Consider the following 19,108-nt stretch of genomic DNA (forward strand, 5'->3'; position numbering starts at 1 on the left):
GGACGGACCCCTGGTCTACCGGTTGTTCCGCCAGGAGCATCGCCGGGTAGCTAAGTCCGGATTGGATAAGTGCTGAAAGCATCTAAGTACGAAGCCGACTTCAAGATAAGATATCCATTAAGGGTGGTTGTAGACTACGACCTAGATAGGCTACAGGTGTAAAGGCAGCAATGTCATAGCCGAGTAGTACTAATTGCCCGGACGCTTTCAATGGTGCCAGTAGACTCACCGTAGAAAACTGGCACCGAACAACAAACCAGAGGTTTGCTATATTAGGAATATAAGTTAACGATACTCGCTCTTTTACATCAGTCAATATAGTTGACAGTTGAAAGTTGACAGTTACATATAAAACATTGTCCACTATCAACTATCCACTATAAAAAGCATTCAGGTGGTTATAACACCGGGGCTCCACCTCTTCCCATTCCGAACAGAGAAGTTAAGCCCGGTCGTGCCGATGGTACTGCGCAAGTGGGAGAGTAGGTTACCGCCGTTTTAAGAAGAGAAGTCCTTCACTATAGTAGTGAGGGACTTTTTTTGTTTGTGTATGTGAGGCAATAGGCATACCGCATCTAGATACAGCAGATATGTATCTAAAAAATCATTTAGACAGGATATACCAAATATTTAATTATCCCCTATATAATTTGCAGAATAACGTAAAATAAGAAATATTTCAAAGAACTAGAATCTACCAACATGAGTGCTTATTCTGGGTATAGATAAAATAGAAACCAGAATATACACTTTTTAGAATCTTAGTCTTTTATGCAATGGAGTTTTACTTTTAGATAATATCGAAGTGTTGCAATGCTTTTAATATACCATCATTATCAACAGAATCAGTTACATAATCTGCGATACTTTTTACGGATTCGTCGGCATTTCCCATCACTATTCCGATTCCGGCATGACGAATCATTTCTACATCATTGCCGCCATCGCCAAAAGCGATTGTTTCGCTGGCTGTAAAACCAAAATATTCACCGATCCGATCAATTCCTACACCCTTATCAATACCTGTTGATATTACATCCGCAAATGTGGGATACCAACGCATAGCACTACCGTTAGGTAAAGATTGCATGACTTGTTCTTCTTGTTCTTTTGTGAAGAATGCGGTAAGTTGGAATACTTCTTTATCTCTGTAGTATTCTAATGGTTTGGTCGGTATTTCTATAAAATTCAGGAGCTTGAATAAATATTGAACATCTGTATTCACCATATTTACAGATAGCTTATTCTCTTCAACAAATAGACAAGGAAATGGATCTATATTTTCCAGATAATCGATGAAAGTTTCAATGTCAGATTGAGGAATGCTTTGTTTAAATATAACCTTGTCTTTCCCGGCAAGGCAATAACAGCCATTCATTGTAATATAACCATCAAAGGACACATCTCCTAAATTGTTGATTGCTGAAAAATGTCGCCCCGTGGCTACGAATACTTTTATCCCTTTTTTACGGATCTCCTCAATTGCCTTGACTGTAGACTCAGGCATGCGGTGGGTTTTGAAACTTACTAATGTACCGTCTATGTCAAAAAATATTGCTTTTATCATGAAGTGAATTAATTGTGTTAGATAACTTAGACAAAAGTACAAAATATAAGCAGGATATCCTGTCTGTCCAATAATGAAAGACCTGAATCTCAATTTTCAGGTCTTTTATGGATTATCGTTCTCTGTATGTTTTACAGAGCTTTCTTTATAAAGCGAATCCAGTTTCCAGACGCTATTTTCTCAATATCGTCATCACTATATCCTCTGTTTTTCAACATCTGTGGAATTTTCTGTAAGTCGGCAATTGTTTTCAGATCATACGGGCATTGTTCCGTGCCAAAAGCGCCATCGAGATCGCTTCCTACTGCTGCGTGATCAGTATTTCCCGCTATCTGACAAACACGGTCTATATTATTTATCATTATTTCCAGATTGCAGTTCATTCCCTCAGGTGTGGAGACACCACGAACCCAGTTGGGAACCATCATCCATGCATCCAGCGCTATTCCGATAACAGCTCCGCGTTCGATCAGCGCTTTAATCATCTCATCACTAAACTGGCGGTTGTGATTCACAAATGCCCGGCAATTGTTGTGGCTAGCCCAAATATTTCCTTTATATATTTCTAGTGCATGCCAGAATGCATCATCGTTAAGGTGTGTTGCATCGAGAATCATGCCCAAACGGTCCATTTCTTTCAATAAGTCTATTCCCATTTGGTTGAGACGACCTGAAGAATCTGTGCCATTCGCATATCTTCCGGGACCGTAATGAGCCGGACCGATAGCTCTCAGCCCGTAGTTGTAGGCTCTTTCTACATAGCTTACATTTACGATTGAATCTGCTCCTTCAAGGCTTAAAATATAACCTATCGGTTTATTGTCGTCCGGTTCGTCATTCATCCATAGATCCAGATGTTTTTCCAGGGATTCTTTATCTCTTATCATCACCATCTGCCCTTCTTCCTCCATGGCTTTGTACCAGGCTAACTGTCCTTGAGTCTGTGCCCAGGCCTGTTCCGGAGAGTGCCAGCCTGCACCGGGTAGAGAACCGTTCTTTTCTATAACACGCCCTATCTGTGTGGCTACGACCAGACCGATATTTCCTTTCCTCAGTTCGGGTAATGTTGTTGTCGCTCTTGATCTGTCAGGCTTGTCGGTCATACCTGCTTCGCTCATATTAATTTCTTCCACCGGCCAGCGTAAATCCCTGTTCCATTCCAGAGCATTCATGCTAAGGTCGAGATGTGCATCTACAAAAAATAGTTTAGACATTTTATTAAGATTTAAGTCAGAATGTATTTAATGATGTATTTTAATTAGATAACTATTAGTTGTTACCATTAATCTGGATAATAAAAAGGTCTGAGACCTTAATAGTTTATATAACGGTTTCTTGCTATTATTTTCCACTCGTCTATTTTCTCATTATGGTCTACCACATATGCCTTGTCGTATAAAGCAACAGTAGGACATATATGAACCGGAATTCCGTATAAGACAGTTCCGATACGATATATATTACTGTCAGGTACATTTAATACTAAATGCTCTTCGCTTTGGGCAACAGGTGTAGCTTCACTTGCATTCAAAAAATGGACTCTCGGTAATGGATTTTCGGCCGCAACAGATTTATGCCCTAAATCGATACATATATGTGTTGAGTCAATAATCGAAATCACCCTGCTGATAACTACTGCAGCATATTTGAAAGGCAAGTCTTCAAGCATATGTTTGTATCCCCAGTCCCAGAATACAAACGTACCCGGACTACACTCGCAATTCTCACGGTGTATATGTATAGGGAATGTTGGCGTTCCCCCCATAACCAGAGCGATAGGATGGGGTAGTAGGGGCTTAATTTCCTTATAGGCCTTTTCTGCTAAAGCAAATGAAATATCACTTTTTTTGCATCGTATCTCTGTATCTTCATCATGTATATGCCCGTCATAGCCATGTAACCCTGCAATATGAATCCGGGGCAAATCTATAATAGCTTGGACCAGATCTATAGCTTTCTCAGGCTTGATCCCTGTTCTGTCCATACCTATGTTAAGGTCAATAAAGATATTCAGTGTGATATTGTTTTCCCTGCATAAATCAGAGATGGCTTTAGCGTTTTCTTCATTATCGACAAGGCAGGAAAACCGTGTATCGGGATATGCTTTTATCAATTCTATAAGACGTTCGATTTTGGGGCCTACCGGCTGATATGCTAACAATACATCTGGTGCATTCACCAATGCCAACATTTCCGCCTCGGCAATAGTAGCACATTTATATTTGGTGATACCCGATTTCAGCATGATGGCACAAACTTCCCTCATCTTATTTGTTTTCACATGAGGACGGAGTTTATTTGTGCCTCTGGCTATTTGTATTGCCAGGTCTATATTCTCCTGAATCCGTTCCGGATATACCACAAGGGCAGGGGAATCAATCTGTTCTATGTTGTTTATTTTATACCAATCGGCCATAATTTATTAAAATGTAAATTGTTAAAACCAGACAAAGTTTACACATTTTTCTACTTTTTTCCTACTGTCACTTTTTCTTTACAAACTCCGTGAAACTCCTTTCACTCCGTGGTTAAAAAGTCTCTCGTAAAGATACCAAGTCGCAAAAGGTAACAAAAGTAACACCTTTGCAGGCTTTATTATATTTGTTACTTTTTCAATCTTTAAACCTTCAATAAATTCTATCAAAGAGCTATCGGCTAAAAGATAACGGCTATCGGCTAAATCAGATAGATAAAAATATATCAGTATAATTCAAACAAGGCCTCTATCTCAACAGGAATATTATCCGGTAAAGAACCGAACCCCACAGCGCTTCTGGTTCCTATCCCATTCTCTTCACCCCATACCGAAGCAAAGAGTTCACTACATCCGTTGATGATATATGGATGATACTCAAAATCGGGAGTGCAATTTACCATTCCCAATATTTTTATCACCCGTTTCACTTTACTCAGGCTGCCAAGGTTGGTTTTGATCGTAGATAACATTGTTAGTCCTACCTGGCGTGCAGCCAGTTTCCCTTCTTCCTGGCTAAGCTCTCTGCCTATCCGTCCGATAATTAGTGATTTGTCATCCTGTACAGGGCCATGTCCCGACAGATAGAGATATTTTCCATCTATGATGCAAGGCTTGTATACTCCTTTGGGAGCCGGAGCCGGAGGAAGTGTCAGGCCTGATTTTTCAAATTGTTCGTCAGCATTGTAAGTACTCATAATTTATTCTTTTAATTATTGATATTTTTTAAGGTCGCAGACCTTTTTATTCAATTCATTAGTCGTTTATCGCGATTCGGCATAGTTCAAGTACACTTGACTCTGCTCTCACTGCTTTAAACGTTGTTTTGATAAGTACAACTACTAAAGGTAGTTATAATTTGAAAATATGTCATTAAATACTTTCTGTTACTTATATGATAAAACTTAGTAATAATACACCTATCAATCCGGCAATGGATACAATGGCTTCCATTACTGACCATGACCGTAGCGTATCTTTCAAACTCAGGTTGAAATATTCTTTGAACATCCAGAATCCGGCATCATTCACATGCGAAAACATTAAACTGCCTGCGCCCAACGACAATACCATCAGATTCGGGTTCACTCCCGATTGGATAACCAACGGCATAATTACCCCCGCAGCAGTAAGGGCGGCTACTGTAGCAGAACCGACACATCCCCTGATAATGGCTGCGATCAGCCACCCCAGAATAAGCGGGTGAACAGGTAATTGTTCCAGACTATTGGCCAGTTCGGTACTCACACCACTATCTTCCATAATCTGTTTGAATATACCTGCTCCGGCAATAATAAGCAGTATCATAGCAATATCTTTCACTGCATCGCCATATATATCCATTACTTCTTTGATGCTTCTGCCTTGCCTGATACCTAAAGTGTATGTGGCTGCAATAACCGCTAACAACATAACTAGTGAGGGAGCACCGATAAAGGATACAAAGGATTTTATTCCCACACTCATATTTGGGAAGCATAGTGGTATAACCGTTACTAATATCAATAGGAATACAGGTAGTGTTGCACTGATAAAACTGTTTGCTTTACCCGGTGTTCTAAAATTTCCGGTAGTCTCTTTTTGCTCGAATAGGGTTACAGGTCCGGATTTTATATTCTTTAGTGTCTTGGAAAAAACAGGCCCTGCGAGAATGATTGCCGGAATGGCTACGGCTAGGCCATAAATTAAAGTCATCCCGATATCAGCTTTAAATATCGATACTAATGCTACAGGTGAAGGGTGGGGCGGAAGAAATCCGTGTGTGACGGACAATGCTGCCAGCATTGGTAAACCAATATATACAGCAGGCAGCTTGTATTTATACACTATCGAAAAAATGAGTGGGACAAGGAGTACAAACCCGATTCCGTAGAAAAGAGGAATACCTACAATAAAACCTGTGATCATCAGTCCCCATTGAATATGCTTCGTGCCGAAAGCAGCGACCATTACATCAGCTATTTTTTGCGCGGCTCCACTCTCTGCGACAAGTTTACCCAGCATTGCGCCTAATACGATAATCAAGGTAAGGTCTTTCATTATAGTTCCTATGCCATTGTTTACCGACACAGGAAGGCTTTCTAATGGAATGCCTAATGCTACTCCGGCAAGAATGGATACTATCAGGAATGATAGAAATGCATTAATTTTGAAATATGAAATCAGCACAATTAATAGTGCCAGACTTAGGATGATAATGATAAAAGACATTACTCAAGGTTTTATGTATTTGAGGTTCAGACTATATTGTAGTTCTGAATGGGTTCAAATGTGTTTTTTCAACATGTCAAATGTAGACAATATCTTTAATAAATCAAGCAATCAGATGTTAATTAACATTTATGTATTAAGAGGTAGGTAATCGTTAAAATGTTTTGGCTGATATATGGAAACGTTCAATTACATTAGTCGTTTTTCGTGACTCGGCAGAAGCAAAATTCATTTTGCTTCTGCTCTCGCTACTTAAAACGTTGAATTATTCCATGTCACGCACAATTAATGAATGCTTATATCTCTTTTGATTGATGCTACAAGTTAGGATAATTTGGGGTTTACCATAGTAGTCGAATGAAATATAAAAGTTATTGCAGTAAATATTTATATGATTAAAGAAATTGAATGTATATTTGCATCGGTTATGAATAAAGCATTGCTCAGTATCGGTACAAACGAAGACAGAGAATCAAATTTAAGCCTGTGTCATCAGTTTCTGAATAATATATTTACAGATATATCTTATTCAGACTCTTCTGTTACCATGCCCTATGGCACTATCTACAGAAACGATTTCCTGAACCAGCTTGCTGTTATCTACACAGACAGGGACATGGATGAAGTCATCCGCTTATTGAAATCTATAGAAAAGGATATGGGGAGAAATGGGGCCGATAAAAAAAACGGAATCGTGAAAATAGATATCGACCTTGTAATATGGAACAATAGCGTATTGAAGCCGGAAGATTTCACCCGAAGCTATATTGCAGACCTGTTAGCCAGTTTGGATAAATGATGATCCCCATAACCTGTTTTGTATTTCCTCCAGCAATTTTTCACTGCCGTCATTAAACTTCCGTGCAAAATAAGGGAACCGTTGTCCGTATTCATCATTGAACTCGATATGGTTTTCCAGAAAGTCAATATGACGTTCTTCTATTGTGGCCGGAGGGACAGCAACCTCCCAGTCTGTATAAGTAAGGCTTGCGGCTGTATTTTGCAGAAACGGCGAGTTTCCGATAATTGTCTGAAAAAAGGCTTCGTCCGGCACTAATGTATGGCGGAAGAAGTCTGTATATCGCTTATCCTCTCTTACTGTCGTCAAAATATATTGCACACATTCGCGGGTAAGGGCAAACCATTGCGTACCGGCATACACCCTGAACGGTGCTTTCCTTTTTATTTTTAGCTTTTTAAGTAATACTTCCGCCAGAAACTTAGGGTTGTAATGCTTCAGGTTACGGCGATCGTAATCAAAATAGTAATATCCATAACGCTCTATTGGCTTAAATGGAACCGGTACAGGAGCAATATCTATATATTCTTTTCCCTTTTCCAACTGTTGATAAAGGAACTCCTTCGACCGGATAGGATAATCTACTCCACTAATCAATACATAATAATCTGCACCGGGAGAATATTCCAGGCCTCGCTTCATCAGAGCCAGAGTAGCTTCCACCATATTAAATCCACCCCAGTTGATATCAGTGCGCTCCGGAATTACTTCCACATTATTATATTGCGGAAAATACTTCTGCACTACCTTCTTATCTAAATGAATAAAAAAGGTACAATCCGTGCCATCCAGGGCATTTATCAAACGGTCTAAATGCCTGAAATTATTATGAGCTAATATAAGATAGCAAATCTTCATATTCAACAATAGGATTCACACAAAAGTAAATAAAAAAAGGTTACTTCAACCGAAATAACCTTTTCTTCTATATGTTTTGGTGTCTGACTTACCTTTTTCTCTTGGTACTGTTAGACTTATTCTTTTCGTTCAATTGTTGTTGCTGAAGTTTCTGAGCCTCTGCTAAACGAGCCATAAAACCCGATTTCTTTTTCGGTTTTGCTTTATTAGCTTCCAGCTTGGCCAACACCTTATCTTCATCTATTATATACCGGAATCCGATTGTTAATAAAATCGTTACCAAAAGCGAGAGGAAATAATAATATGTAAGCCCCGACGGGTAATCATTCAACATGAAAAGGAAAATCAACGGCATCAGATACATCATCCACTTCATCCCCGGCATTTGTTGCTGTCCGGTATTGGTCATTTCCATATTGAATTTCGTATAAATGATATTCGTTACCGTCATCAGAATACAGAACAAACTGATATGTGTACCAATCAATGGAATATGGTTTTTCCATTCAATGATAGCATCATATGTGGAAAGATCGGTAGCCCAAAGGAAGCTTTGCCCGCGAAGCTCTATCGCATTCGGGAAGAATGAGAAGAGTGCAATCAATATCGGCATCTGCAACAGTAACGGAATACACCCGCTCATCGGGTTTACCCCCGCCTTATTATAGAGAGCCATTGTCGCCTGTTGTTTTTCCATAGCCTGTTCCTGCTTCGGATATTTAGCAGCCAGTTCCTCTACCTGAGGGCGTAATACACGCATCTTAGCCGACGACATGAATGACTTGAATGTGAGTGGAGATATTACCAGTTTTACAATTATAGTAAGCAACAGGATAACAATACCCATGGACATTCCCGTACCTCTCAACAAGTTAAAGATCGGAATCACAAAATATTGATTCACCCAGCGGAACAGTGTCCATCCCAGTGGTACAAGCTTATCCAGATCGAGTTGTTTGTTTACATCGTCTATATGGCTGTCATACCCTTTTAGCAAAGTGAATGACATAGGTCCCAGATAGTATGTGAATCCGGCGCTTATGGTTCCGGCATTCATATCTACCGTTGCCGGAGCATATATTGTCGCTTCAACTGTTTTCAGGTATTCGCTGTTTTCATCAGTTACTAAAACTTTAGAATCAAGAAGGGCTGTTTCGATCTTCTCGTCCGCAATCAGTATCGGAGCAAAGAACTGATTCTTGAAAGCAATCCATTTAGCAGGTTCTTTCACCTCCAGTTGTTCACTTTTATCACTGCTTAGTTCTTTTACATCACCCCCTATATATTTATAATAGATGTGCGAATAGCGCTGTTCGTTTTTTACGCTTTTCTCCTGTCTGCGCATCTTCTGCGCCCAGTATAATTCTATCACATCCGATTTGTTTCTGTCCAGCATCGGTTGCAACCCGACCAGATTGACATCATATTTCAGCATATAATCGTCTTCTGCCAGTTTATAGATAAAATCGACATGTTGGTTTGCTGCATATGAAAAACGCATGATAAGAGAATTGTCTCCCTCTGCCTTGATTGGCGTAAATATCAGATTATTGGTATGAAGTACCTTATTTTGCTTATTGGTTAACTGAAGCGAAAATTCGGCATCGTTATTGAACAGGTACAAAGAATCTCCATCATACCGGGAATATTCTTTCAACTGTGCACTTACCATCTTCCCCCCTTTAGTAGAGAAAACAACTTTCAGCTTACTGTTTTCCAGTGTTATCAGTTGTTCTGCCTGCTGCGAACCCATTTGTACTGAATCCATTACTGCAAGAACAGAATCTGCTTCCTGAACGGGAGCCGCGAAGAAATCATCCACCGGATTTTCATTCTTTACTTCCGCTGCAGTATCTTTCAGGTTGTTTAGTTCTTTTTCCCGCTCTTTAGTCTGCGCATATTCTATCGAGTCTCTCCGATATTGTTCTTTCTGCTTAGCAAGTTCTTCCGCCGAAGGTCTGCTCAGTAACGTAAATCCAATGATTACGGCAGCGATGAGTACAAACCCGATAATCGTATTCTTATCCATTTATAGTTTTTATAAATTTAATATTTGCGATTTTTCCTTTCAATTTCTATTGGGCGTTTTGCATGACCCGGCATAATCAAAATAAATTTTGCTTCTGCTTCCGCTATTTAAAACGTTCAATCTTATTTTTTCTTATTGTCAATTACTGCTTTTATAAAGCTGATGAACAAAGGGTTAGGCGATACTACCGTGCTGTTGTATTCAGGATGGAACTGTACACCCAGGTACCATTTCTTTCCGGGAATTTCCACAACCTCTACCAGTCCCATGTCCGGATTTGTTCCGGTACACTTCATTCCATTCTTTTCGAAATCTTCCTTATAATCACCGTTGAATTCGAAACGATGGCGATGACGCTCCTCTACCAGCTTCTTTCCATATGCTTTATACACCTGCGAACCTTTTTCCAACTCACACTTATAGGCTCCCAGACGCATTGTCCCACCCATATTTGTGATATTCTTTTGTTCTTCCATCAGGTCAATAACTTTAAATGGTGTATGAGGATTCATCTCCGTTGAGTTAGCATCCTCAAGTCCCAGTACATTGCGGGCAAATTCGATAACCATACATTGCATACCCAGACAGATGCCGAATGTAGGTACATCGTGTTCACGGGCATATTTCAACGCCTGAATTTTCCCGTCCACACCGCGCTGCCCAAATCCCGGAGCAACAACTATGCCATCCATGGAACCAAGCATCTTTTCCACATTGTCTGCGGTCAATTTGTCAGAGAGTATAAAATGCAAATCAAGCTTGCGATCATTGTATATCGCTGCCTGCAACAACGATTCATTGATAGATTTGTATGCATCCGGCAGTTCGACATATTTACCGACCAGTGCGATACGAACCGTCTCTTTGGCATGTTTTTTCTTGTCAAGGAAATCGCGCCAAGGCTGCATTACCGGTTTATCCCCGATAGGCATACCCAGTTTGCGCAACACGATTTCGTCCATGTTCTGCGCCTGCATATTCAATGGCACTTCATATATTGTAGGCACATCTACTGATTGCACAACGGCATCTACTTCTACATTACAGAACAATGCCACCTTTTTCAGTATGTCTTTATTCAACGGATGCTCGGTACGGAGAACCAGCATATCGGGCTGCACTCCTTCCGACTGCAACTGCTTCACAGAATGCTGTGTAGGCTTTGTTTTCACCTCTTTTGCCGCTGCAATATACGGCACATAGGTAAGATGTACGCACAGGCAGTTTTTGCCTAACTCCCAACGTAGCTGACGTACACTCTCAATGAAAGGCAGCGACTCTATGTCGCCTACTGTGCCTCCGATTTCGGTAATTACAAAATCGTAGTCATATCTTGTGCCCAGCATTTTGATGTTACGCTTTATCTCATCTGTGATGTGAGGCACGATCTGCACCGTTTTTCCGAGATAATCACCTTTCCGTTCTTTGTTTATCACATTCTGATAGATACGTCCTGTGGTGATATTGTTGTCCTTATGTGTAGGCTGATTAAGGAAACGCTCATAGTGACCAAGGTCCAGGTCTGCTTCGTGGCCATCAACAGTCACATAGCATTCTCCATGTTCATATGGATTCAGAGTTCCGGGATCGATGTTGATGTATGGGTCCAGTTTCTGGATTGTCACTTTATAACCCCTTGCCTGTAGTAGTTTACCTAACGAGGAGGCTATAATACCTTTACCTAAGGAAGATATAACTCCTCCTGTTACAAATATATACTTCGTATTAGCCACGACTTTTCGTTTTATATTTTTTAGACTCTAAAAAGAAAGCACAAAAGTACAAAAAATATTTAGATACATTGTTTAATTTTTGTCTAACAGTAACCATTAAGATTCCTATTCACATAAATTAAATATCTTGATCGGGATATTTTTATTACTTTCGTAGCAGTAAAAAATCATGATAGACCAAGGTACAATAGACCGTATAATGGACGCTGCTCAAATCGTTGATGTAGTGTCGCAGTTTGTCACCCTCAAACGAAGGGGGATAAACTTTGTGGGCTTATGCCCTTTCCATACAGATAAAACGCCATCGTTTTACGTTTCCCCTGCCAAGAACATTTGCAAATGCTTTGCCTGCGGCGAAGGTGGTACGGCCGTTCACTTCATAATGAAGCACGAGCAACTCTCGTATTACGAAGCATTAAAATATCTGGCTAAGAAATATAATATAGAAATACAGGAACGCGAATTCACCGATGAGCAAAAGCAAGCATATAACGAACGTGAAAGCCTCTTTATCCTCAACGATTATGCGCAGGACTATTTCGTCAACACTCTCCACAACCATCTCGAAGGTAAATCCATCGGATTAAGCTACTTCAAAGAGCGTGGTTTCAGAGAAGATATTATAGAAAAGTTTCAGTTAGGCTATAGTCTCGAACAGAGAGATGCTTTTTCTCAAGAAGCATTAAAAAACGGATATAAAGAAGATTACCTCGTAAAAACAGGACTAGCTATAAAAAGCGAGCACAACAACCAACTGATCGATCGTTTTCGTGGCCGTGTCATGTTCCCTGTACACACGCTATCGGGCAAAGTAATTGCATTTGGTGGACGTATACTTAAAAAAGCTGAGAATACAGGTAAATATGTCAATTCACCCGAAAGTGAGATATACCATAAAGGGAATGAACTATACGGTATTTTCTTCGCTAAGCAGGCCATAACCAAGGCCGACTGCTGTTATCTGGTGGAAGGCTATACCGATGTTATTTCCATGCATCAGGCAGGAATAGAAAACGTTGTCGCATCTTCGGGGACAGCATTGACAAACGGGCAAATACGGCTGATTCACCGCTTTACGGACAATGTCACGGTTATTTATGATGGTGACGCCGCAGGGATAAAAGCGGCATTACGGGGAATAGACCTGCTCCTCGAAGATGGCATGAATATCAAAGTGATATTATTGCCCGACGGAGAAGATCCCGACTCCTTTGCCAAGAAACAAAATGCGGAATCGCTAACAAACTATATCAAGGCCAACGAGGTCGATTTCATGCGTTTCAAGACAAAGCTATTGCTGGAAGAAGCCGGTAATGATCCCATCAAACGCGCCGCCCTTATTTCCGATATAGTAAACAGTATCTCCATTATACCCGACAATATTATACGTACAGTCTATATCAAAGATTGCAGTATCCTGCTGGATGTAGATGAGCGTATTCTGGTACAGGAAGTGACGAAGAAGCGTTTGGCTTATCTGGAAAAAACAGCCCCGCAAAAAATGGAAGAAGAAATGCGGGCTGTCCATAATGACTTGTCGCAGCCGATAATACACAGCAAAGCTGTAGTTAAGAAAACTCCGATAGACAAATTCGAACTGGCTATCCTTTACTATATAGTTCGCTTCGGTATGGAGATAATGCTGGAGGGAGGGGATGAAAATCCCGTTACGGGCGACATGCCTACTACTGTAATAGACTGGGTGAAATTCGATCTTCAGCGCGATGGCTTCTGGTTTACCAATCCTCTATATACACTGATGCTGGAAGAAGCGATAGAACGATCGGTAGATGAAACGTTTATTCCTGCCCGCTATTTTTTGGCACACACCGATGCGCAGGTTAGCAAGATAGCAGCCGAACTGGTTAGCGACAGGTATCAGTTAAGCAAACTGCATATCAAACAATTCGGAGAAAATGCAAAGAAAGAAGACACCCCGCTTGCCGAAGAAAAGCATTTAAGGAAAGATGTTCCGCGCATAGTCACAGAGTTGAAGAATGCATACATAACCAAGAGGATAAAGGAGATAAAAGATGAAATGGCTGTTAAGCAAAAAGAAGGAAACTGGGATACAGCCATAGAACTGATGCAGCAGATAAAAGAACTGGAAGAAGTGAAAAAAGCACTGGCAAAGGCTCTCGGAGAACGGATCATCCTGAGGTGGTAATTGCACGAATAATAACACAGGCACTATATCGTTACTATATAAATGAAAAAGAATTCCTATGAAAACATCCTTGAGACTACTGATTATTTCGATCATAATACTGATAAGCAGCAATGCAAATGCACAATTCTTTGTAGAAAAACAAAAGTATATCACCTTTCAGATAAGAGGAGGAATGAACCTCTCCAATGTTTCGGCCTGGAAAAATGAGTACGGGTTCAAGAGCGGAAAAGTCAGGTTCGGATATAACTTCGGTGGTATTGCCGATATTACCCTGGGTAATGATGTTTACTTACAGACAGGACTTAGCTTTACCACCAAAGGAGCGAAAGTGAACAGGCTATCTACAACGGCAGGAAATATGGAAGCAAAAATGGAGGCGATGTATATCCAGCTACCCATCTATTTCACATATAAGTTCAACTTCCCCAACAATACCCATTTCGGCTTTGCCATGGGGCCGTATGTCGCTTACGGAGTCGCGGGAAAGACAACATTGACCACGCTCGACGGCACTCCCGAAAGTAACAAAGGCAATACTTTTGCCGGTGACGGGCTATGGAACAGACCCGATGTAGGGCTGGGGATAGAATTACAGGCCGAATTATCGAGATTCGTTTTCATTATCGGCTCCGATACGGGCTTTACCCGAATATGGAAAAGAGATATGCTAAATGACAATCTCAAAGTTAGAAACAATAGTGTCTATCTCTCGTTGGGGGTAAAGATATAAAGTAGCATATTTCTGTTGCCATCTGGAGATTATTTATACTTCAGCCATTTCAGCATTTCCATAAAAGAAACCTTCTTGCCATACATCAGTATTCCGACACGGTATATTTTAGCTGCCAGTTTTACCATCAGGACTGATGTGGCAAACAATAATGCAACAGACAATGCCAGTTCCCACAAAGGTATCTCGAACGGAGCGCGGACCATCATTACCACAGGCGACGTAAATGGTATCAATGAACACCAGAATGCCATAACTCCTTCCGGATTGCGGGCGGCCGCGAAGCCTGTATAAAACGCTACCATCAGTATAATCATAACAGGCATGATAAGTTGCTGGGCCTCCTGCGAATCATTCGCACCCGAACCGAACATGGCGAACAAGGATGCGAACAGGAGATATCCCCCTGTAAAATAAAGGACAAGACATATTGCAACCTGTACCCAGTTGATGCTGAAAAAGCCGTTAAGGAAAGAAGCCATCTCAACATTGCTGCTTTTCATTAATGCCATTGCCTGTTGCGTGTCCACAGAGGCGCTCATATCCATGTTGATACCGAAGATCATCTGAATAGCAATCATTACACCTCCGCCTATAACAAGCCATACAACCAGTTGAAGAAGCCCCACAAGCCCGACTCCTATTATTTTACCCATCATCAGGTCGAAAGGTTTAACCGAAGAAATAATCACTTCGATTATACGGTTGCTCTTTTCCTCTACCACACTCTGCATCACCATAGAACCGTACATCATGATAAAGAAAAACATACAGAAGGTGAGCGCCATTCCGGCAACAGTAGCTATTTCGCCAAGAGTTTCCGTTTCTTTCCCTGTTTCATCCCAGCGGATAGTAGAGATATGAATTTTATCTTTAGATTTCAGTATTTCCTGCAAATTAGTTACTACTTGTGGTTCAAGATTACTCTCTGAGGTAAAATCGTCAATTTTTTTATTCCTTACCGCTTCGGTCAATACATCGTTTATGTATGCAGTCAGCTCGCGGGGAGGTTGTTGTTTTTCCGAGAAGAATGTAACCGCGTTGGGATTCTGATTCAAATCTCCGTTTATTTGCAACAACGCTGTACCCTTTTCCTTACCTGTCGCAGTGCTGTCAGCAGCGGATACCTGTACAAACTCATAGTTTTTAGACGATTCGAACAAGTTGGAATATAATCCCGTGTTGTCTATTACATAGACCTTCTTTATATCATCATTGTCACTGAGCATCATCAATATAGTAGGTAATGCAACAACTGCGGCAAAAAGGAAGGGGGTCAATAATGTGGTCAGGATAAAAGCCTTTGTCTTTACCCTGGAAGAGAATTCTCTTGCTATAATTAATTTCAATGCTTTCATTCGGCTCGTTTTGAGAAGGTCGCAGACCTGTTTATTACTTTTGTTGTAAAACAACAATCGCAGGTTAGATTTGATAATATATTGTTAAACTTCATCTATTGCTTACTGCTTGAATAAAAATATCATTCATGGAAGGCAATTCTTCCTCAAAAGAAATAATCTCGTATTTCCGGGCAACTTCCTGTAGCAGATCGGAGTTGGACGCATCATCATTCCGCTGAATGCGTACTTCCACTGAGCTTTTATCAACAGACTGTGACAATATGGTAAAATGGACAGATTCCAGATCGAAGCTATCGCCTGATACATTGAGCTTGAAAATGTGTTTTCTATATTGCGCACGTATCTCTTTCACATTACCCTGCAAAACAACCTTCGATTTATTGATCAGGGAAATCTCGTCACAAAGCGCTTCCACCGATTCCATATTATGGGTGGACAGGATAATTGTCTTACCCTTTGCTTTCAGTTCGAGAAGTTCATTTTTAAGCAACTCTGCGTTTACCGGGTCGAATCCGCTGAAAGGCTCGTCAAGGATATACAATTCAGGTTCGTGTATTACAGTGGCAATGAACTGTATTTTTTGCTGCATCCCTTTCGATAACTCTTCTACCTTTTTGTTTTCCCATGACAGAATATCGAACTTGCGAAGCCAATGCTGGGTTTTCTCGTGCGCATCTTCAACAGACAGACCTCTCAGGCGGGCGAGGAAAATAATATGCTCCCCTACTTTCATCTTCTTATACAGGCCTCTTTCTTCGGGGAGGTAACCTATATTAAAAATGTCATCGGCAACAGATTCCCTGCCATTGATAAAGACTTTTCCCTGATCGGGAGCTGTTATTCTGTTTATTATGCGGATAAGAGACGATTTGCCGGCCCCATTCGGCCCCAGTAATCCATAAATACAGCCTTTGGGTACCTGCACACTTACTCCGTTAAGGGCGGTATAGTCTCCGTACTGTTTTACGATATCCTGCGTTTCAAGATACATCATTCTGATCTATATTAATTTGCTTAAATTACTCTACCTTGTTAGTCGGTGAATATTCTATAAAATCACAAAAGAATAAAAAAATAAAGAGATATGCGAATATATAGTTACGAATTTAGAGTAAAGGGAAATTGATAACTATAATCATTCATTGTTTTTCACATCAGTTAACCATGTATTGTTAAAACCTGACACATCTGACACTTTTTTCACTGCTTTCATCTTGTTATTTTTATGTCTTTTAACTATGTTTGGTTAAAAGGTAACAAAGGTAACAGTTTTATGGCTTTGTAGGGGCGAATAAACATTCGCCCACAATGAGTATCGGGCGAATAAACATTCGCCCCTACAGTCTTTACCAAAATAGCACCTTTTTCAGTTAACGGTTAACAACTCGTACCTCATGCCTTGTCTACTCGTACCTATTTCAAAAAGGTAACAAAGGTAACACATGTTTCAGTTAAGAGTATTTTTACGCGAAAACGCAGAGGCTAACTCATCACTTACTTATTCCAATACTTCAAAGAACGATAGGCTAACAGCGATTAGCTCACTATATAGATAAACTTTTTTAAAAAGAGTAATTTTCGTGTGTTTGCCCTAATTACTTATCTTTAAAAGCTGTCTCCTCCGGCAAAAAATTGTACTTTTGCAAAACCATTATTTTTTGCATGCATGATATTAGAGCGTTTATCCATACTTAACTATAAGAATATAGAGCAAGCCGAGCTTACTCTTTCACCCAAGATAAATTGTTTCCTGGGAAGTAACGGTATGGGAAAAACCAATCTGTTGGATGCGATCTACTATCTGTCGTTCAGCAAAAGCCACAACAACCCTATCGACTCTCAGAATATACTGCACGATGCAGAATTTGCTGTTATACAAGGCTGGTATGAAATCGGAGATAAACAGGAAGAATTCTTTTGCAGCCTGCGCAGAAAACAAAAAAAACAATTCAAACGAAATAAGAAAGAATACGAACGGTTGTCGGATCATATCGGTTTATTGCCGTTGGTAATGGTTTCGCCTTCCGACACGGAACTGATAAACGGAGGTAGTGACGAGCGACGCAAGTTTATGGATTTGTTCCTCTCGCAATTCGATAAAGAATACCTGTACTCGCTTATCCGGTACAACAAGGCTCTGCAACAGAGGAATGCGTTGCTGAAAGTGGATGCCCCGGTCGATGACACCCTTCTCGGCCTTTGGGACGAGCAACTGGCCAATGAGGGAAAGATTATCTATAGGAAGAGGAAGGATTTTATCGATAAATTTATTCCTACATTCCAGAAGTTTTATGATTTTATCTGTTCTTCGAACGAGAAGGTGGAGCTGAAATACGAATCCCATTTCGAAAATCCCGATTTCCCGGAATTGCTTAAATCAAGAAGGCAGAGGGATAAAATTTTAGGTTATACAACTGCCGGCATACATAAAGATGATCTGGATATGCAGATGGACGGCTATTCTATTAAGCGTGTTGGTTCGCAGGGACAGAATAAAACGTATGTAGTGGCATTGAAGCTGGCGCAGTTCGACTTCCTGCACAAAGCCACTGAGACTACTCCTGTATTATTGCTGGATGATATTTTCGACAAACTGGATTCGTCCCGGGTGGAGCAGATTATTAAACTGGTACTGGATAAAGATTTCGGGCAGATATTCGTAACCGACACTAATCGTGAGCATCTGGATGAAATACTCTCACGCACAAACAGCAACTATCATCTGTATGAAGTAGAAAAAGGCGAAGTAATCCAAAAGAATATTGCGCTATGAGAAAACGGAATACGGAAAGTATAGGGGAAGTGCTAAGGCAGTATTTTGAGGAAAATCAATTTATAAAGAGAAAATTAGCCGAAAGCAGGGCTGTTACAGGCTGGCCGAGATTGCTTGGCAAGATGATTAATTCATATACGACAAACATTTACCTGCGAAACGGTGTTCTTTATGTGTCTTTGAGTTCATCCGTTCTCCGTTCCGAATTAATGATGGCAAAAGACAGGCTTATAACTAAATTGAATGAACATGCGGGTATGCATGTAGTAAATGATATCATATTCAGATAAATCAAGAGCCTGTTTAAATTTTAGCGAAAATTTCTCTAAAGGCTCTTAAATAAATCTTAGCTGCTTTTTTATATTCTTTTGAGCGCCTTTTTTACTTTTTCCTTTTGATTTAGC

The 19,108-nt window shown here is 40.4% G+C and carries 15 protein-coding genes and 2 rRNA genes; 7 read left to right on the plus strand and 10 right to left on the minus strand.

Annotated features, from left to right (window positions below; translation table 11 throughout):
- Positions 1–214 (plus strand): 23S ribosomal RNA (locus tag HMPREF9455_RS17830); the annotation flags it as partial.
- Positions 215–390: 176 nt separating this feature from the next.
- Positions 391–499 (plus strand): 5S ribosomal RNA (gene rrf, locus HMPREF9455_RS17835).
- Positions 500–790: 291 nt separating this feature from the next.
- Here the strand turns inward: rrf and HMPREF9455_RS17840 are convergent.
- The 5 genes from HMPREF9455_RS17840 to HMPREF9455_RS17860 all read right to left on the minus strand — a co-directional run bounded on the left by HMPREF9455_RS17840 (position 791) and on the right by HMPREF9455_RS17860 (position 6,251).
- Complete coding sequence (locus tag HMPREF9455_RS17840) at positions 791–1,567, minus strand: Cof-type HAD-IIB family hydrolase (protein WP_006801141.1); 777 nt, start codon at positions 1,565–1,567, stop codon at positions 791–793.
- Positions 1,568–1,698: 131 nt separating this feature from the next.
- On the minus strand, positions 1,699–2,781 hold the full coding sequence (locus tag HMPREF9455_RS17845) for a dipeptidase (RefSeq protein WP_006801142.1): 1,083 nt from the start codon (positions 2,779–2,781) through the stop codon (positions 1,699–1,701).
- Positions 2,782–2,879: 98 nt separating this feature from the next.
- Complete coding sequence (locus HMPREF9455_RS17850; protein ID WP_006801143.1) at positions 2,880–3,983, minus strand: D-TA family PLP-dependent enzyme; 1,104 nt, start codon at positions 3,981–3,983, stop codon at positions 2,880–2,882.
- Positions 3,984–4,267: 284 nt separating this feature from the next.
- Entirely contained in the window at positions 4,268–4,738 is a 471-nt protein-coding gene (locus HMPREF9455_RS17855) for a RidA family protein (protein WP_006801144.1), read from the minus strand.
- 193 nt (positions 4,739–4,931) lie between these two features.
- Complete coding sequence (locus HMPREF9455_RS17860) at positions 4,932–6,251, minus strand: gluconate:H+ symporter (protein WP_006801145.1); 1,320 nt, start codon at positions 6,249–6,251, stop codon at positions 4,932–4,934.
- A 391-nt stretch (positions 6,252–6,642) separates the two neighbouring features.
- Between HMPREF9455_RS17860 and HMPREF9455_RS17865 the strand changes: the two genes are divergently transcribed.
- Positions 6,643–7,050: a 2-amino-4-hydroxy-6-hydroxymethyldihydropteridine diphosphokinase gene (locus tag HMPREF9455_RS17865; RefSeq protein ID WP_006801146.1), complete on the plus strand. Its 408-nt coding sequence runs from the start codon at positions 6,643–6,645 to the stop codon at positions 7,048–7,050.
- Here HMPREF9455_RS17865 and HMPREF9455_RS17870 read toward each other — a convergent pair.
- From HMPREF9455_RS17870 to HMPREF9455_RS17880, 3 genes are all read right to left on the minus strand, one after another.
- Positions 7,030–7,908 carry a beta-1,6-N-acetylglucosaminyltransferase gene (locus HMPREF9455_RS17870; RefSeq protein ID WP_006801147.1) on the minus strand — a complete coding sequence of 293 codons (879 nt, stop codon included), beginning with the start codon at positions 7,906–7,908 and terminating at the stop codon, positions 7,030–7,032. The two genes, HMPREF9455_RS17865 and HMPREF9455_RS17870, sit on opposite strands and share 21 nt — an antisense overlap.
- A gap of 88 nt (positions 7,909–7,996) precedes the next feature.
- Positions 7,997–9,937, minus strand: a complete 1,941-nt coding sequence (gene yidC / locus HMPREF9455_RS17875) for a membrane protein insertase YidC (protein WP_006801148.1) — start codon at positions 9,935–9,937, stop codon at positions 7,997–7,999.
- A 122-nt stretch (positions 9,938–10,059) separates the two neighbouring features.
- The gene (locus tag HMPREF9455_RS17880) at positions 10,060–11,670 is read right to left on the minus strand and encodes a CTP synthase (RefSeq protein ID WP_006801149.1); all 1,611 of its coding nucleotides are present in this window, start codon (positions 11,668–11,670) and stop codon (positions 10,060–10,062) included.
- Between the two features lie 169 nt (positions 11,671–11,839).
- Between HMPREF9455_RS17880 and dnaG the strand changes: the two genes are divergently transcribed.
- Positions 11,840–13,837: a DNA primase gene (gene dnaG / locus HMPREF9455_RS17885; RefSeq protein WP_006801150.1), complete on the plus strand. Its 1,998-nt coding sequence runs from the start codon at positions 11,840–11,842 to the stop codon at positions 13,835–13,837.
- Positions 13,838–13,895: 58 nt separating this feature from the next.
- A complete protein-coding gene (locus HMPREF9455_RS20845; RefSeq protein ID WP_006801151.1) occupies positions 13,896–14,570 on the plus strand; it encodes a porin family protein in 675 nt (224 codons plus the stop codon).
- 29 nt (positions 14,571–14,599) lie between these two features.
- Here the strand turns inward: HMPREF9455_RS20845 and HMPREF9455_RS17895 are convergent, their stop codons facing one another.
- Entirely contained in the window at positions 14,600–15,928 is a 1,329-nt protein-coding gene (locus HMPREF9455_RS17895) for an ABC transporter permease (protein ID WP_006801152.1), read from the minus strand.
- A gap of 91 nt (positions 15,929–16,019) precedes the next feature.
- Entirely contained in the window at positions 16,020–16,925 is a 906-nt protein-coding gene (locus tag HMPREF9455_RS17900; protein ID WP_006801153.1) for an ABC transporter ATP-binding protein, read from the minus strand.
- 672 nt (positions 16,926–17,597) lie between these two features.
- Between HMPREF9455_RS17900 and recF the strand changes: the two genes are divergently transcribed.
- Both recF and HMPREF9455_RS17910 read left to right on the plus strand, forming a co-directional pair.
- Positions 17,598–18,704 carry a DNA replication/repair protein RecF gene (gene recF / locus HMPREF9455_RS17905; protein WP_006801154.1) on the plus strand — a complete coding sequence of 369 codons (1,107 nt, stop codon included), beginning with the start codon at positions 17,598–17,600 and terminating at the stop codon, positions 18,702–18,704.
- The gene (locus tag HMPREF9455_RS17910) at positions 18,701–18,994 is read left to right on the plus strand and encodes a DciA family protein (protein WP_006801155.1); all 294 of its coding nucleotides are present in this window, start codon (positions 18,701–18,703) and stop codon (positions 18,992–18,994) included. The genes recF and HMPREF9455_RS17910 overlap by 4 nt, the downstream gene beginning before the upstream one ends.
- The last annotated feature ends 114 nt before the right edge of the window (positions 18,995–19,108 follow it).

The organism is Dysgonomonas gadei ATCC BAA-286 (genome assembly GCF_000213555.1).
Classification (GTDB): Bacteria; Bacteroidota; Bacteroidia; order Bacteroidales; family Dysgonomonadaceae; genus Dysgonomonas; species Dysgonomonas gadei.

Bases quoted from the DNA above. Each gene is read 5' to 3' on its own strand.
- HMPREF9455_RS17840 (WP_006801141.1), bottom strand. From the start codon at position 1,567: ATGATAAAAGCAATATTTTTTGACATAGACGGTACATTAGTAAGTTTC.
- HMPREF9455_RS17845 (WP_006801142.1), bottom strand. From the start codon at position 2,781: ATGTCTAAACTATTTTTTGTAGATGCACATCTCGACCTTAGCATGAAT.
- HMPREF9455_RS17850 (WP_006801143.1), bottom strand. From the start codon at position 3,983: ATGGCCGATTGGTATAAAATAAACAACATAGAACAGATTGATTCCCCT.
- HMPREF9455_RS17855 (WP_006801144.1), bottom strand. From the start codon at position 4,738: ATGAGTACTTACAATGCTGACGAACAATTTGAAAAATCAGGCCTGACA.
- HMPREF9455_RS17860 (WP_006801145.1), bottom strand. From the start codon at position 6,251: ATGTCTTTTATCATTATCATCCTAAGTCTGGCACTATTAATTGTGCTG.
- HMPREF9455_RS17865 (WP_006801146.1), top strand. From the start codon at position 6,643: ATGATTAAAGAAATTGAATGTATATTTGCATCGGTTATGAATAAAGCA.
- HMPREF9455_RS17870 (WP_006801147.1), bottom strand. From the start codon at position 7,908: ATGAAGATTTGCTATCTTATATTAGCTCATAATAATTTCAGGCATTTA.
- yidC (WP_006801148.1), bottom strand. From the start codon at position 9,937: ATGGATAAGAATACGATTATCGGGTTTGTACTCATCGCTGCCGTAATC.
- dnaG (WP_006801150.1), top strand. From the start codon at position 11,840: ATGATAGACCAAGGTACAATAGACCGTATAATGGACGCTGCTCAAATC.
- HMPREF9455_RS20845 (WP_006801151.1), top strand. From the start codon at position 13,896: ATGAAAACATCCTTGAGACTACTGATTATTTCGATCATAATACTGATA.
- HMPREF9455_RS17895 (WP_006801152.1), bottom strand. From the start codon at position 15,928: ATGAAAGCATTGAAATTAATTATAGCAAGAGAATTCTCTTCCAGGGTA.
- HMPREF9455_RS17900 (WP_006801153.1), bottom strand. From the start codon at position 16,925: ATGATGTATCTTGAAACGCAGGATATCGTAAAACAGTACGGAGACTAT.
- recF (WP_006801154.1), top strand. From the start codon at position 17,598: ATGATATTAGAGCGTTTATCCATACTTAACTATAAGAATATAGAGCAA.
- HMPREF9455_RS17910 (WP_006801155.1), top strand. From the start codon at position 18,701: ATGAGAAAACGGAATACGGAAAGTATAGGGGAAGTGCTAAGGCAGTAT.